Raw genomic sequence first — 14,481 nt, forward strand, 5'->3', positions numbered from 1 at the left:
GCGTCCAACCGAAATCACTGTGGGAGCGAGCTTGCTCGCGATAGGGCCAGACCAGACAACATCAAGCCTGAAGGTTTCAGTGGCGGCGCTTGAGGGTGTCGGAGGGTAGCTCGCCGAACTGCTTGCGGTAGCTGTCGGAGAATCGACCAAGGTGCAGGAAACCGTAATCCATCGCCACTTCAGTGACGTTGCGCACGTTGCAGGTCGGGTCACTCAGACAGGCATTGATGCGTTCCAGGCGTTTCTGGCGGATGTAGTTTTTCGGTGTGAGCCCGGCATTGCGTTCAAACAGGCCATACAACGAACGCAGGCTCATGCTGGCCTGCCGCGCCAGTTCTTCGCTGTCGATGTCTTGCTTGAGGTTGCGCGCAATGTAATCGGCGATTACGTCGAAGGTGGCCGTCGGCGAACCGAGGCACACGCGACTGACATTGGTCTTCATCAGGCTGAGCATCTTGCTGACGATGATCTGTGCGTAATGCTCCTGCACCCTGGGAATCTGCTCGGTGGCCTCGGCCTCCTGGCAAATCATCGCCAGCAAGCCGACGAAACCTTCCAGCTCATTGAGCTGGTAACGGCTCTCCAGAAACCGCACGCCCTGCCCCGGATAACGCCAGCGCTGCTCATCGCAGACCGACTCGAACAACCGGGTGGGGACTTTCAGAATGAATTTTTCGCAATCGGCCGAGTACGTCAGATCGACCGGATCGTCGGGGTTGATCAGCAGCAATTCACCGGGGGCGAAGTAATGTTCCTGGCCGTGCCCGCGCCACAGGCAGTTGCCGCGCAACAACACTTGCAGGTGGTAGATATCCTCCAGCGCACCCGAGGTCACCCGCACGCTGCCACCGTAGCTGATGCGACACAGATCGAGGCTGGCGAATTTGCGATGGTCGAGACTGGCCAGCGGGCGGCCTGCCCGGGGCATGAGAATACAATGGTTGCCGACATGCTGATTGACGTAGCCAGACACCGCATGGGGGTCGGCGTGGTCGAACACTCTGCTGCGCTGACTCAACAGTTGCGCTTGCATCATCGGGTCACTCTGATTGTTATTTTGGGTTGCATCATTTCATTCTAGAACCGAATCACCTGTAGGAGCGAGCCTGTTCGCGATGGACTCGAGAACACCGCGTTTAGCCAGTAAACACGCGTTATCGTTAACGACCATCGCCAGCAGTCGAGCGTCGACCGGCTGCTCCTACAGGATTTTGCTATCAGTCCTCCAGTGCGCGGACCCGCTCGTGGCGCTGCTGTTCTTCAGGCTGAGCCGACGATTGCAGCGTGAAGTCGAACTCGATTTCCGCAAACCGACCGCTGACACCGTGGGCCGCTGCACGCGCCTGGTCATCACTGAAGGTGATTTTGGCGATCAACTCGTCACGGGTGGCGTAGGCGAAATCGTCATGCAGGTATTGATCGCCATCGAGGTTGATTTGGGTGGTCAGGTGACGATGGTCCGGCGCGGAAATGAAGAAGTGGATGTGCGCCGGGCGCTGACCGTGACGGCCCAGCTGATCGAGCAGTTGCTGGGTCGGACCGTCCGGAGGGCAGCCGTAACCCGACGGCACGATGCTGCGGAAACGGTAGCGGCCTTCGGCATCAGTGACGATACGGCGACGCAGGTTGAATTCCGATTGTGCGGTATCGAAGTACGAGTAGGTGCCGCCGGTGTTGGCGTGCCACACGTCCACCACGGCGCCGACCAGCGGTTCGCCAGCGGTGTTGAACACGCGACCTTGCATGAACAGCGTCACACCGGGATCGACGCCATCATCGAGGCGAGCTTCGCCTTGCGACAGCGGTGCGCCAGCCACGTACAACGGGCCCTCGATGGTGCGCGGCGTGCCGCCGGATTTGCCGGCCTGTTCGTCTTCGGCATCCATCAGCAGGTCGAGGTAATGCTCCAGGCCAAGCCCGGCCACCACCAGCCCGGCCTCTTGGCGCGCGCCCAGTACGTTGAGGTAGTTAACGGCTTTCCAGAATTCCTCCGGGGTCACGGCCAGGTCTTCAATGATGTTCACCGAATCACGCAGGATGCGGTACATCAGGGCCTTGACGCGTGGGTTGCCAGCATCGTTGAACAGGCCGCTGGCCTCTTCGAGAAATTTCTGGACTTCGGCAGTATGGGAAATCTTGATGTTCATTTTGGTAGGTTCCTCATCTTGTAATTATTGGCGTTGCGAGCTGAACGGGCGGAGTTCAGCGGTCATCGTCACGGATGGAAGAAGGATGGCGGCACATCGCATCGATCTCGATGGCCATGTACGGGAACAACGGCAATTGCATGAGCAGGTCGTGCAGTTCCTGAACGCTGTCGACATCGAACACGCTGTAGTTCGCGTAGTGCCCGGCGATTCGCCACAGGTGGCGCCACTTGCCTTGCTCTTGCAGGCGTTGGGCCAGGGCTTTCTCGTCAGCTTTCAGTCTGGCGGCTGCTTCCGGATTCATATCGACCGGCAGGTTCACGGTCATTTTTACGTGGAACAGCATAATGCTCTCCTCAGGCTTGATGGATGGCAGTGGATGTTTTGTCGCGACGGAAAAACGCCAGGCGTTCTTCATCCAGGCTCAGGCCCAGCCCCGGGGTTTTCGGTACGTGCAATTCGAAATCGCGATACACCAGCGGTTCGCTGAGGATGTCTTCGGTCAGCAGCAGCGGGCCGAACAGCTCGGTGTCCCACGCCAGTTTGTTCAAGGTCACAAAGGCATGGGCCGACGCCATCGTGCCGAGGCCACCTTCAAGCATGGTACCGCCGTACAGGCCAATGCCCGCCGCTTCGGCGATGGACGCGGTACGCAGCACGGCGCGCGGGCCACCGTTCTTGGCAATCTTCAAGGCGAACACCGAAGCCGCGCCTTCACGGGCCAGGTTAAACGCGTCTTCCACACACTCGATGGATTCGTCCGCCATGATCGGCGCCGGGCTCATGGCATTGAGGCGCACCATGCCGGCGCGATTGTTGCGCGAAATCGGCTGTTCGATCAGGTCAATGCCATTGGTGCCGAGAATCCGGCAAGCACGCAGCGCGACCGCTTCGTCCCAGGCCTGATTGACGTCGACCCGCACGCTGGCGCGGTCGCCCAAGGCTTTCTTGATCGCGATCACGTGAGCCAGGTCACGGTTGACTTCACCGGCGCCGATTTTCAGTTTGAAGATGCGGTGGCGGCGCAGCTCGAGCATTTTTTCCGCTTCAGCGATGTCTTTCCCGGTGTCGCCACTGGCCAGGGTCCAGGCCACCGGCAGGGCGTCACGCACGCGACCGCCGAGCAACTCGCTGACCGGCAGGCCGAGGCGCTTGCCCTGAGCGTCGAGCAACGCGGTTTCGATCCCGGATTTGGCGAAGGTGTTGCCACGGATGCTGCGCTCCAGGCGCAACATCGCGGCATTGACGTTGCCGCTGTCCTGGCCGATCAACAGTGGCGCGAAATGCGTGTCGATGTTGGTCTTGATGCTGTCCGGGCTTTCATTGCCATAGGCCAGGCCACCGATGGTGGTGGATTCGCCGATGCCTTCGATGCCATCGGCGCAACGTACCCGAATGATCACCAGGGTCTGGTTCTGCATCGTGTGCATCGCCAGCTTGTGCGGGCGGATGGTCGGCAAATCGACGATGATCGTCTCGATCGACTCAATGGCTGTTGCAAGCATTTCGATACCCGTCAGGTTCTTGAAGTTCTGGGATCGATTCTCGTACGGCTTTTTTCGTGAAGCCAATATAGAATTGGTCTGACTTGATACCTTTTAGGTATACAACCGATCGGCGATTGGAGGCTCCATGGAACTGCGTCACCTGCGTTACTTTCAGGTCTTGGCCCAAACCCTCAACTTCACCCGCGCCGCCGAGTTGCTACACATCGCCCAACCGCCCCTGAGCCGGCAGATCCAGCAGCTGGAAGACGAACTCGGCGTGATGCTGCTGGAACGCGGGCGACCGCTGAAGCTGACCGACGCCGGGCGGTTTTTCCAGGAACACTCCACCGCGCTGCTGGAACAACTGAACAAAGTCTGCGACAACACGCGGCGGATCGGCCTGGGGGAAAAGACCTGGCTGGGCATCGGTTTTGCGCCGTCGACGCTCTATGGCGTGTTGCCGGAACTGATCCGCCGCTTGCGCAGCGGTGAACCCCTGGAGCTGGAGCTCGGGCTGTCCGAGATGACCACCCTGCAACAGGTGCAGGCACTGAAGGCCGGGCGTATCGACATCGGCTTCGGTCGAATACGCATCGACGATCCGGCGATCATCCAGACCGTCCTCACCGAAGATCGCCTGGTCGCCGCCCTGCCCGCCGGCCACCCTTTGCTCGCCGGTCCCATCAGCCTGCGCGACCTGGCAAAAGAACCCTTCGTGCTGTACCCCGGCAATCCACGACCAAGCTACGCCGACCACGTGATTGCACTCTTCGAATCCTGTGGCGTGAGGATCCATGTGGCGCAATGGACCAACGAACTGCAAACGGCAATCGGACTGGTGGGGGCCGGAATCGGCGTCACGCTGGTGCCGGCCTCGGTGCAACTGGTGCACCGCGACGACATCGGTTTCACCCCGTTACTGGAAGACAACGCGACCTCGCCGATCATTCTCAGCCGACGGGTGGGCGATGTGTCGCCGGGGTTGAACCACTGTCTGAGGATGATCGATGAGTTGTTGCCGCAGGCCACGTAAAGCGATCGCACGACCAATGGACACCTGCGGCCCTCGATCGGCGTTACCCGGCAAACGCCCGGCGCCCGGCCTTCATCTCGGTGCGCAACTCGCCAATGAAATCGGAAATGGCACGCACGCTGGTCAGGTGTTCGGTCGAGACACCGCTGATCAACAACTCCACTCGCCTGCTCGCGGGTTCGTAGATCTCGATACGCAGAAGTCCGCCGCGCTCCGTGCACTCACAGGCCAACGGCACAAAACCAGACTCGACAATATTGCAAAGGACTGAAATGGGAACCATGGCCGCTGCCTCGTACGGCGATTGATCGGATTGGATCCCACTCAGGATAGATGCACTTTGCCAATCCTGCGCCAGCAAAAAATGTTAGCGGCCTCTCAATTTCGAGCACTTCTTCAATGGGCGTTCGCGCCCCAGATCCAGTTCCAGAAACCGGGCAACTCAACCGGCTGCGAACTGTCGCGCACGGTGCGCGCCATCGCCGCCCGCTGCAGTGCGGCGGTGTCGTCGTAGAACGGCTGTTCTGCGGTGCTCACCCCCGTTGCCTGGGCGCTGTCGAGCAGGATTTGCAGGTACTCGCGGGTGTGCCGCGCGGTGTAGCGATTGAGATCGTGAAACGTCACCACCACCGGAATCACCCCATCCACCACCGGCAACTCTCCCCGGGCGATGCGCTCGCGCACTTCCGACATCGAGCGCAGGAAGTGAGCGCGCCGGCGCGGGCTGGCGTTAAAGCCCCAGATCTTGCCGTCATTGGCACTCAAGTCAGTGAGCAACACATGCATGCCATGCTGCTGATACGCGGCGAAGGTGCGCTTGTCGTAGTTCCAGAATGGCGGGCGTAGCAGCGTCGGGGGAGCGCCGGTGATCGCGGCGATGTCGGCGCTGCCATCGGTCAGTGCCTGTTCCAGTGTTTGCGGGTCGAGGGAACGATGGTTGGTGTGCGAAGGCGTAGCGGTATGAAAACCGAGAATGTGCCCGGCATCGCGCTCGTGATGCATGACCGCGCGCCCTATATCGCTGCCGCCGGCCCGTGAGGCACGGGTCTGCACAAAAAACACGGCCTTGATGTCCGGTTGCAACGAATTGCGCGCCAGGCTATCGAGCACGGTTTCGCTCGGGTTCCAGAAACTCGACGCGCTGGGACCGTCATCGAAGGTCAGCAGAAAGCGGATGGGTGGTTGAGTGCGTAGACGTTGTTCAGTCTGCGGCGTCATTTCGATAGGCGCAGCGATGCACCCCAGCAGGCTGGCTGCCATGGCGATCGCCGATAAGACCTTGACCAACTGTTTCATGTTTTGCCTTGTGCCAGACCGTTTCGGTCACCACTTGATAGGGCAAAAATCCTTCACCCGTTCATCCTTCGCCGGCCCGCAGGTCCCCGCAGGTCGCTGCGGGCCGAGGTTGGATCAGGGTACACAGCGTTTGGTTCCGCCGCTGCCGGAAACAGGGGTTAGTGGTTAAAAGACTGCTGGAACGAGTCGTCGATGATCGGTGCGGTGGCCAATTCGTTCGGCAGCGCCTTGACCTTGAACAGGAAGTCCGCGGTGCTCTGCAAGTCCTTGGCGGCCTGGGCATCCACCGGGCCGACGGACATGTGCGCCTGGCGCAACCAATGCCGGGAAACGTCCTGATCGAGGTTGGCCTTCTTCGCCCAGAGGTCAGCGTATTCGTCGGTGTGGTTGTCGACCCAGGCGCGGGCTTTTTTCAGGCGCCCCAGAAAGTCAGCGATGGCTTCCCGCTTGCTGTCGATCGAAGGCGTCGACGCGGCGATGGCGCTCAGGCCCGGCATCAGGTTCTTGGCCGTGAGAATCGGCCGTGCGCCGGAAAACAGGATTTGCTGGGAAATGTAGGGTTCCCAGACCGGGAAGGCATCGATGCTGCCCTGGGGCAATGCGGCGGCGGCATCGATCGGCATCAGTTTGATGAAGTCGACATAGTCTTCCGGCAAGTCGGCTTTTTCCAGCGCCCGCAAGGTCAATTGCTGGCTCCAGGCACCGGGCCAGTAAGCGACTTTCTTGCCCTTGAGATCAGCGATGGTTTTCACCGGCGAATCCTTGGGCACCAGCAAGGCAATGGTGTCCGGGTTTTGCCGCGAGACACCGATCAGCTTGACCGGCGCCTGCTTGGCGGCAAGGAACAGGAACCCCGAATCGCCAAGAAAACCCAGGTCCAGCGCGCCGGTGCTCAACGCTTCGGCCAGCGGCGCGGCGGCCTGGAAGTGCTTCCAGTCAACGGTATACGGCGCGCCTTCCAGTACACCCGAGGCTTCCACCGAGGCGCGCACGTTGTAGTAGTTCTGATCGCCAATGTGCAGGACGACCGGCTCGGCGGCGTAGGCCAGTGGTGCGGCAAACAACGCGCTTGTCAACAGACCGCGCACGAATCGGGAAAGGTTCATCGGGGGCTCCTTGAAAGTGATTGCGCTAGACCATAACGCTCTTACAAGAAGCGTTTAAATTCTATTTATGCATAAGCTAATGACCCGCATTGCGTACTGTTGGCTCAGCAACAGCAACTCAACAGAGTGTTTTCTGCCGTACATCCCGACGCCCCCACCTCAATGGCAAAGCCCTGATAAAGCGCGACTTCGAGAACATGGCACAGAGCCTGCAATATTCCTTTTATGCAGGATGCATTCGAATAAATTAATTTTTTGGATATAAGAATCTCGCCAGGAGCCGCTACATGAAATCGATCGCCCGTTTTCCCGCCATCCGGTCTCTGCTCAGCGCCTGCGCCCTGGCCCTGAGCCTGCACCCCACGGCCCAGGCATCTGAAGCACCGCCAGCCGAAGTGCATCTGGACTACGCCTATTACTCACCGGTCAGCCTGGTGCTCAAGCATTTCGGTTTTCTCGAGAAAGCCCTGCCGCAGACCAAGGTCAGCTGGGTGCTGAGCCAAGGCAGTAACCGCTCACTGGAATACCTCAACAGCGGCGGCGTCGACTTCGCCTCCTCTGCCAGCCTCGCCGCCGTGCTCAGTCGCGCCAATGGCAGCCCGATCAAATCGGTTTACGTCTATAGCCGCGCCGAGTGGACTGCGCTGGTGGTGCGCAAGGATTCACCGTACACAACCGTGGCCGACCTCAAAGGCAAGAAAATCGCCGCCACCAAAGGCACAGACCCTTACCTGTTCACCCTGCGCAGCCTGCAACAGGCCGGCCTGAACAAAGACGATGTGGAACTGGTGCACTTGCAGCACCCGGACGGTCGCGCCGCACTGGAAAAAGGTGATGTCGACGCCTGGGCCGGGCTCGATCCGCACATGGCCGCCAGCCAGGTCCAGGCCGGCTCGCGCCTGCTGTACCGCAACACTGACTTCAACAGCTATGGCGTGGTCAGCGTCACGGACCGTTATGCCAAGGAGCACCCACACACCATCGACACCGTGCTCAAGGCGTACGAACAGGCTCGGGAATGGGCGGTAAAAAACCCTGAAGAGCTGGCGAAACTGCTCGCCACCGAATCCGGGCTGCCGCTGGAAGTGGCCAGGCTTCAGCTGACGCGCACCGACCTGAGCAACCCGCAACTGACCGCCAGGGACGTGCTTGCCTCCAAGGCCGCCGCGCCGATTCTGGTCTCCGAAGAGCTTGTGCGGCGCGGGGTGAATGTCGATCAAGTCATCGACCAACTGATCGACACCGGCTTCAAAGAAACCGTCGCTCGCCAGTAAATACCTGCCAACGGTCAAGACTGAATCCGCGCCCGCCGCGGATTCGTCATCACCGGAGTATCCCATGTCCAGCAAAACCAAAAACCTGCCAGCCCACTTGGCATTGCCGGCTCCGCGTCGGCTGAACAATGTCTGGCGCCTGCGTCTCAAGGCGCTGGCGCTGCCGGCGCTGATCATCCTCGTGCTGGAAATCGTCGTACGCGTCGGTTGGCTGCCGTCCTACCAGATGCCGGCGCCGAGCGACATTGCCCTGACTTTGCGGGATCTGGCCGAGGGTGCCTTGTGGAAGCACATCAGCGCCAGCCTGTTGCGCGTCTTGCTCGGTTTCGCCATCGGCGCCAGCCTGGCCCTGATATTCGCTGCCTGGGTCGGGCTGAGCCGGGAAGCCGAAGCCTGGCTGGAACCGACATTCGCCGGCCTGCGTGCGATTCCCAGCCTGGCCTGGGTACCGCTGTTGTTGCTGTGGCTGGGGATCGACGAGACTTCGAAAATTGTCCTGATTGCCATCGGCGCGTTCTTTCCGGTGTACCTCAATGGCGTCGCGGCGATCCGCAACATCGACCGCAAACTGGTGGAGGTCGGGCAGATGTACGGTTTCAGCCACCGCCGACTGGTGCTGCGGATTCTGCTGCCCGCCGCCCTGCCCGGCCTGTTCACCGGGCTGCGCAGCGGCATGAGTCTGGCGTGGATGTTTCTGGTGGCCGCCGAGTTGATCGCGGCAACCAAAGGCCTGGGTTATTTGCTCAGTGACGGCCGCGAGACTTCTCGCCCGGACATCGTCCTGGCGGCAATCATTGTACTGGCGCTGCTGGGCAAGCTCAGCGACGGCCTGCTGGCCAGCCTGGAGAAACGTTTCCTGGCCTGGCGCGACACTTTCAACGGCCACAGCGCAGAGGATTGAGCCATGACCGAACACTTGCTGGATATTCGCGTCGAGCGCAAAACCTTCGCCGCCACCACCGTGCTCAACAACATCCAATTGCAGTTGCTGCCTCGGGAAACCGTCAGCCTGCTCGGCCCCAGCGGTTGCGGCAAAAGCACCTTGTTGCGGATCGTCGCCGGACTGGAGAAGGACTTCCAGGGCGAACTGCGCAGCCGCGCCGGCGAGGTAGCGTTCGTGTTCCAGGAACCACGGCTGATGCCCTGGTTGACGGTTGAACAGAACATCGGTTTCAGCGCCGACAACCATTACGACAAGGCCTGGGTCGCGCAGTTGATCGAGGAAGTCGGCCTCGGTGGCTTTGCCCAGACCCTGCCCAAGGCCCTTTCCGGCGGCATGGCGCAACGGGTGGCCATCGCCCGTGGCCTCTATTCGCGGCCGCAAGTGTTGCTGCTCGACGAACCTTTCAGCGCGGTAGACGCCTTTACCCGCATGAAACTGCAGGACTTGCTGCTACAACTGGCCGAGCGCCACGCCATTGCCTTGCTGTTGGTGACTCACGATGTCGATGAAGCGCTCTACCTCAGTGATCGCGTGTTGGTCATGGACAATCGCCCCAGCAGCATTCGCCAGGAGCTGGCGGTAGAACTGGCGCATCCCCGTGACCGCCGGGACCCGCTGCTGGCGCAACTCAAGGCGTTGTCGTTGACCGAGTTGCAGCGGGCGCATGTGATCTGAACCTGCATGCCAAATCCTGAAGGCGCCTGGCGCCCGCAGGAAGCAACTATGCTGAACACTCCAATCCGGAGGGTTCGGTCGATGTGCGGAAGGCTGTCGCAGTATCGAGGCATCCACGATTTCGTCGCTGCGCTGAGCATTCCCGACGCGATGATCAATCACGTTGGCGATGAACCCTTGGCGCGCTACAACGCTACGCCCACCACGCAACTTGCATTGCTGCATCTGGAGAACGACGGCTTGCATGCTGACCCACAGCGCTGGGGCTGGCGCCCGCACTGGGCGAAGGATCGCGCGCCACCGATCAACGCGCGGGTCGAGAAAGTCGCCCATGGCCCGTTTTTCCGGGCGATCTGGCCGCACCGGGCAATCTGCCCGATCGACAACTGGTTCGAATGGGTGGACGCCGGCGACGGCACCCGGCAACCCTGGCTGATCCGACGACGCGACCGGGGACCGATCTACTGCGCGGCAATCGGACAGTTCCCCGTTGGCGGCGCCGCGCCTCGGGACGATGACGGCTTTGTCATCATCACCGCCGACAGCGCCGGCGGCTTGCTGGACATTCACGACCGCCGCCCCGTCGTGCTGTCGGCCGAGCTGGCGCGGGAATGGCTAGACCCGGCCACCCCAAAGGAGCGCGCCGAGCAGATGGTACTTTTGCAGGGTGAAGGCAGCGATGCATTTCAATGGCACAGGGTGAGCAAAGCGGTTGGCAACGTCAGAAACCAGGCAGCCACCTTGATTGATGAAATAACTTGAACCTGTCATTCATCCTTCATTCGGCCTACACCCACGCTTTCCCGCAGCACGAGTTTCAACTGGCTGCACATTCTTCCCTCGAAACGGCGCGCATCGAGGCACGGCAACTGGGAATCACCCAGATTCGCTGGAATGAAGCGGTCTGACAGAATTGAAAAGCCCCGTTCGACGACGCGTTCGACGACGGGGCTGATTTGTACGCGGCCCGCTCAGGGCTTCAATGGCATCTCCATATCGCGCTCCGACAGCTCCCGGCTGTCGTCATGTTTCCATGTCTGCTGCGAGTGTTTCTGCTGTTCCAGCTCTTCTTCCGTTGGTTCATCCGTGTCGTCGTCAAGGTCCGGACGCTTTGGGTCAGTTGTCATGTTCACCTCTCTTCCTGAAGGGATCGGTCATCAATCTTAAGCGTAGAACAATTTCCCGTGCCCGGCTCACAGCCACCCTCGCAGCAAAAAGAAGAAGCCCATGCTCAACAGCATGCTAAGCAAGGTGTTGCGGGTGTACAGCACCAGGCCGATGGCCACCAGCGAGCTGATCAGGTACGGATTGTCCCAATGCAGATTCAGCTGCTTTTCCGGCATGAACACAATCGGCCCGCAGATCGCGGTCAACATGCCCGGCACGGCAAAGCCCAGGAACTGTCGGGCATTGCTGCTCAAGCGCACCGGCAGGCGCGGTTCCAGAAACACATAGCGGTTGAGGAACACCAACGCGCCCATCCCGAAAATCACTGCCCAGACCATCATGTGCGTCCACCGTAGAATTTATTGCAGATAAAACCGGCGCTCATGCCCGCCAACCCCGACAACACCAGCGCCGAGCCCCATTGCCAGTAGCTGAACAGCACCGAACAGAACAGTGACACCGCAACACACACCACCGTCGGCACATTGCGCACCACCGGGGTGATCAGGGCGATGAAGGTGGCGGCGATGGAGAAGTCCAGCCCCAGGTGCTCAAGGCCCGGAATGCTGCTGCCGAGCACGATGCCGGCCAGGGTAAAGAGGTTCCAGGCGACGTAGAACGTCAAGCCGACCCCGAGGGCGTACCAACGGTTGAACTGTTGCTTGTCATGCTGACTGGTCAGGGCGAACAACTCATCGGTGAGCAGAAAGCCCAATCCTGCCCGCCAGCGACCCGGCAGCGGCGAAATTACCGAACGCAGGCTCATTCCATAAAGCAAGTGTTGGGAGGTCAGCAAGAGCGTGGTCAGCAGGATCGAAAAGATCCCGGCGCCGCCCTTGAGCATGCCGATGGCTACCAATTGCGCGGCGCCGGCAAACACGATGCTCGACAAGCCCTGGCCTTGCAGGGGGGTGAGGTTGGCTTCGATGGCCATGGAGCCGGCCAGCAACCCCCAGGGTGCGGTGGCCAGGGACAGCGGCATGATCGCCGCGGCGCCGCGAAGGAACGCACTGCGCGGCATGAGTGAATTGGACATAACGCTCTACAACCAGTGAAGGACGGCAAACTGTGCCAGTACTGGCCGACGTTGGCTTGAACTATCTTGCGCATATTGCCATTCATCGGCTGCCTGCTTGCGTCGGCTCAATAGTATCAACATGATGGCGCTGCATTTTTCCCCTCGAGGTGCGGCCGTCCATGTATTCAGTCGAAACCGAAAGCGACGTTTACAAAACCCTGCTTGAGTCGACCAAGGCAATTCCCTGGCGAATTGACTGGAAGACCATGACCTTCAGCTACATCGGGCCGCAGATCGAAAGCCTGCTGGGCTGGAAGCAGGACAGCTGGGTCGGCGTCAATGACTGGGTCGAGCGCATGCACCCGGACGATCGCGCCTATGTGGTGGAGTTCTGCGTCTCGCAATCCCGTGCCGGCGTCGATCACGAGGCGGATTACCGGGCACTGACCCGCAGCGGTGAATACGTGTGGATTCGCGATGTGGTGCACGTGGTGCGCAAGGACGGCGAGGTCGAGGCGCTGGTCGGGTTCATGTTCGACATCAGTGAACGCAAGAAAACCGAAGAGCACCTGCTACGCCTGCAAAAACAGCTCGAAGAGTATTCCTTCCAGGATGGCCTGACGGGCATCGCCAACCGGCGCATGTTCGACACCGTGCTGGAACGGGAATGGAGCAGTGCCCAGCGCAGCGGCGCGCCGCTGTCGGTGATCGTGCTGGATATCGATTATTTCAAGCAGTACAACGACCATTACGGCCACATCAAGGGTGACGAATGCCTGCGCCGCGTGGCGCGCACGCTGTCGCTGGCGGCGAATCGACCACGGGATTTCATCGCCCGGATCGGCGGTGAAGAGTTCGTCTGGTTGCTGCCGGAAACCGATGCCGAGTCCGCGCGATTGGTGGCCAACAAGTGCCTGCACCTGATTCGCCAGCAGCAGATTCCCCACGAATTTTCCGCGGTATCGCCGCTGCTCAGCTTGAGCCTGGGGGTCGGTACTACCCACGCAACGCAGCACACTACGGCACTGGTGTTCGTCGAGCAGGTCGACAAATTGCTCTATCAGGCCAAGCGCAACGGACGCATGCGCGCAGCGTTCGCAGATTTTCGTGATTGACAAACCCGGCGCCGCCTTTTAAAACTGAGCGCCTCAATCAGGGTGTAAGCAAACATGTCCGCAACCTTCAACCTCAACATTGACGTCATTGGCTTGAATGCCAAGGCGCAAGGTTGCGTTGCGCACGCCCTCAAATCGAAGAAACAGTCGCTCATGTGACCGGGGCGCGCTGTCCCGTCAGATGAGCTGACAGGACATTGAGCGCGACGGACCACCCTCCCCTTGCTTGCTTCCTACTACGCTTCTGACGGTGACGAAATCGGTCAAACCTTCAGGAGTCATCGCATGTCATCGTTTCAAGGTATCTGGGTTCCACTCGTCACGCCGTTCCACAACGGTGCCATCGATTTCGTCGCTTTGCGCCGACTGGTCGGCCACCTGCTGGAAAAAGGCGTCGATGGCCTGATTGTCTGTGGCACCACCGGCGAACCGGCGGCCATGAGCAAACAGGAGCAACTGGCGGTGCTCGATGCCGTGCTCGAGCAAGTACCGGCCCATCGCGTGGTCATGGGCCTGGCCGGCAACAACCTGAGCGAGTTGCTGCAGTTGCAGCGCGAGATCCTGAAGCGTCCGGTGGCCGGTTTGCTGGTGCCACCACCGTACTACATCCGCCCGTCCCAGGCGGGGCTCGAAGCGTTTTTCCAGACCGTCGCCGATGCTTCCAGCGTGCCGCTGATTCTCTACGACATCCCTTACCGCACCGGCGTGACGTTCGAACAGGCGACCCTGCTCAACATCGTCGCCCACGAGCGCATCGTCGCGATCAAGGACTGCGGCGGTAACCTGACCAGCACCCTCGCGCTGCTGTCCAGTGGTCTGGTTGATGTGCTGTGCGGCGAAGACAACCAGATTTTCAGCGCCCTGTGCCTGGGTGCCAAAGGGGCCATCGCGGCGTCGGCGCACGTTCATCCGGAACTGTTCGTCCAGCTGTATCAACAGATACGCGACAACCAATTGGCCGCCGGGCGGGTGACCTTCTTCCAGTTGCTGCCACTGATCCAGAGCCTGTTCGTCGAACCCAATCCCGCCCCGGTGAAAACCGCCCTGGCCCTTGAAGGCTTGATCGAGGATGAACTGCGCGCGCCGATGCAACGCAGCAGCGAGGCCATGGTGACGCGATTGAAGGAGGTGCTCGACGCGCTGGCGCACGACAATCGATAGAGCACCCGCCACCCGCCCGAGTACCATGGAACGATTCGCCTGAAGCGTCCGGGAGTCGA

At 60.6% G+C, this 14,481-nt stretch carries 18 protein-coding genes; 8 read left to right on the plus strand and 10 right to left on the minus strand.

All coding sequences use genetic code 11. The annotated features are described in order from the left end of the window. Window positions 1-76: 76 nt before the first annotated feature. The 4 genes from AC1Q6D_RS03245 to AC1Q6D_RS03260 form a co-directional block, all read right to left on the minus strand. Window positions 77-1,036: an AraC family transcriptional regulator gene (locus AC1Q6D_RS03245; protein WP_103404765.1), complete on the minus strand. Its 960-nt coding sequence runs from the start codon at window positions 1,034-1,036 to the stop codon at window positions 77-79. A 181-nt stretch (window positions 1,037-1,217) separates the two neighbouring features. Beyond that, window positions 1,218-2,147 (minus strand): catechol 1,2-dioxygenase, encoded by a 930-nt coding sequence (gene catA, locus AC1Q6D_RS03250; protein ID WP_103404764.1) that lies wholly within the window; start codon window positions 2,145-2,147, stop codon window positions 1,218-1,220. Between the two features lie 55 nt (window positions 2,148-2,202). Beyond that, the gene (catC, locus tag AC1Q6D_RS03255) at window positions 2,203-2,493 is read right to left on the minus strand and encodes a muconolactone Delta-isomerase (protein ID WP_007978984.1); all 291 of its coding nucleotides are present in this window, start codon (window positions 2,491-2,493) and stop codon (window positions 2,203-2,205) included. A gap of 10 nt (window positions 2,494-2,503) precedes the next feature. Further along, a complete protein-coding gene (locus AC1Q6D_RS03260; protein WP_178083133.1) occupies window positions 2,504-3,652 on the minus strand; it encodes a muconate cycloisomerase family protein in 1,149 nt (382 codons plus the stop codon). A 127-nt stretch (window positions 3,653-3,779) separates the two neighbouring features. Here AC1Q6D_RS03260 and AC1Q6D_RS03265 point away from each other — a divergent pair, with 127 nt between their 5' ends. Then, on the plus strand, window positions 3,780-4,667 hold the full coding sequence (locus AC1Q6D_RS03265; protein WP_103404762.1) for a LysR family transcriptional regulator: 888 nt from the start codon (window positions 3,780-3,782) through the stop codon (window positions 4,665-4,667). Window positions 4,668-4,710: 43 nt separating this feature from the next. On the opposite strand, the gene AC1Q6D_RS03270 is transcribed toward AC1Q6D_RS03265, so the two are convergent. From AC1Q6D_RS03270 to AC1Q6D_RS03280, 3 genes are all read right to left on the minus strand, one after another. Further along, window positions 4,711-4,950, minus strand: a complete 240-nt coding sequence (locus AC1Q6D_RS03270) for a DUF1652 domain-containing protein (RefSeq protein ID WP_103404761.1) — start codon at window positions 4,948-4,950, stop codon at window positions 4,711-4,713. Window positions 4,951-5,063: 113 nt separating this feature from the next. Beyond that, window positions 5,064-5,963: a polysaccharide deacetylase family protein gene (locus AC1Q6D_RS03275; RefSeq protein ID WP_103404760.1), complete on the minus strand. Its 900-nt coding sequence runs from the start codon at window positions 5,961-5,963 to the stop codon at window positions 5,064-5,066. A gap of 158 nt (window positions 5,964-6,121) precedes the next feature. Then, the gene (locus AC1Q6D_RS03280; protein ID WP_090462434.1) at window positions 6,122-7,069 is read right to left on the minus strand and encodes an ABC transporter substrate-binding protein; all 948 of its coding nucleotides are present in this window, start codon (window positions 7,067-7,069) and stop codon (window positions 6,122-6,124) included. A gap of 287 nt (window positions 7,070-7,356) precedes the next feature. On the opposite strand from AC1Q6D_RS03280, the gene AC1Q6D_RS03285 reads away from it, so the two are divergent. From AC1Q6D_RS03285 to AC1Q6D_RS03305, 5 genes are all read left to right on the plus strand, one after another. Beyond that, the gene (locus AC1Q6D_RS03285; protein WP_103404759.1) at window positions 7,357-8,343 is read left to right on the plus strand and encodes an aliphatic sulfonate ABC transporter substrate-binding protein; all 987 of its coding nucleotides are present in this window, start codon (window positions 7,357-7,359) and stop codon (window positions 8,341-8,343) included. A 64-nt stretch (window positions 8,344-8,407) separates the two neighbouring features. Then, on the plus strand, window positions 8,408-9,244 hold the full coding sequence (locus AC1Q6D_RS03290; RefSeq protein ID WP_103404758.1) for an ABC transporter permease: 837 nt from the start codon (window positions 8,408-8,410) through the stop codon (window positions 9,242-9,244). A 3-nt stretch (window positions 9,245-9,247) separates the two neighbouring features. After that, window positions 9,248-9,961 (plus strand): ABC transporter ATP-binding protein, encoded by a 714-nt coding sequence (locus AC1Q6D_RS03295; protein WP_103404757.1) that lies wholly within the window; start codon window positions 9,248-9,250, stop codon window positions 9,959-9,961. 81 nt (window positions 9,962-10,042) lie between these two features. Continuing rightward, window positions 10,043-10,723, plus strand: coding sequence for an SOS response-associated peptidase family protein (locus tag AC1Q6D_RS03300; RefSeq protein ID WP_103404756.1), 681 nt, complete (start codon window positions 10,043-10,045; stop codon window positions 10,721-10,723). Continuing rightward, window positions 10,720-10,869: a hypothetical protein gene (locus AC1Q6D_RS03305; RefSeq protein ID WP_158249396.1), complete on the plus strand. Its 150-nt coding sequence runs from the start codon at window positions 10,720-10,722 to the stop codon at window positions 10,867-10,869. Before AC1Q6D_RS03300 ends, AC1Q6D_RS03305 begins: the two co-directional genes overlap by 4 nt. Before the next feature lie 63 nt (window positions 10,870-10,932). Here AC1Q6D_RS03305 and AC1Q6D_RS03310 read toward each other — a convergent pair whose 3' ends face one another. The 3 genes from AC1Q6D_RS03310 to AC1Q6D_RS03320 form a co-directional block, all read right to left on the minus strand. Beyond that, entirely contained in the window at window positions 10,933-11,088 is a 156-nt protein-coding gene (locus tag AC1Q6D_RS03310) for a hypothetical protein (protein ID WP_178083132.1), read from the minus strand. Window positions 11,089-11,154: 66 nt separating this feature from the next. Beyond that, window positions 11,155-11,466: an AzlD domain-containing protein gene (locus AC1Q6D_RS03315; RefSeq protein WP_178083136.1), complete on the minus strand. Its 312-nt coding sequence runs from the start codon at window positions 11,464-11,466 to the stop codon at window positions 11,155-11,157. After that, complete coding sequence (locus AC1Q6D_RS03320) at window positions 11,466-12,164, minus strand: AzlC family ABC transporter permease (RefSeq protein ID WP_103404754.1); 699 nt, start codon at window positions 12,162-12,164, stop codon at window positions 11,466-11,468. The genes AC1Q6D_RS03315 and AC1Q6D_RS03320 overlap by 1 nt, the downstream gene beginning before the upstream one ends. A 161-nt stretch (window positions 12,165-12,325) precedes the next feature. On the opposite strand from AC1Q6D_RS03320, the gene AC1Q6D_RS03325 reads away from it, so the two are divergent. After that, the gene (locus AC1Q6D_RS03325; RefSeq protein ID WP_103404753.1) at window positions 12,326-13,261 is read left to right on the plus strand and encodes a sensor domain-containing diguanylate cyclase; all 936 of its coding nucleotides are present in this window, start codon (window positions 12,326-12,328) and stop codon (window positions 13,259-13,261) included. Window positions 13,262-13,546: 285 nt separating this feature from the next. Further along, window positions 13,547-14,422 carry a 4-hydroxy-tetrahydrodipicolinate synthase gene (gene dapA / locus AC1Q6D_RS03330; protein WP_103404752.1) on the plus strand — a complete coding sequence of 292 codons (876 nt, stop codon included), beginning with the start codon at window positions 13,547-13,549 and terminating at the stop codon, window positions 14,420-14,422. The last annotated feature ends 59 nt before the right edge of the window (window positions 14,423-14,481 follow it).

The sequence above is a fragment of the Pseudomonas sp. MT92 genome, from assembly GCF_058792515.1.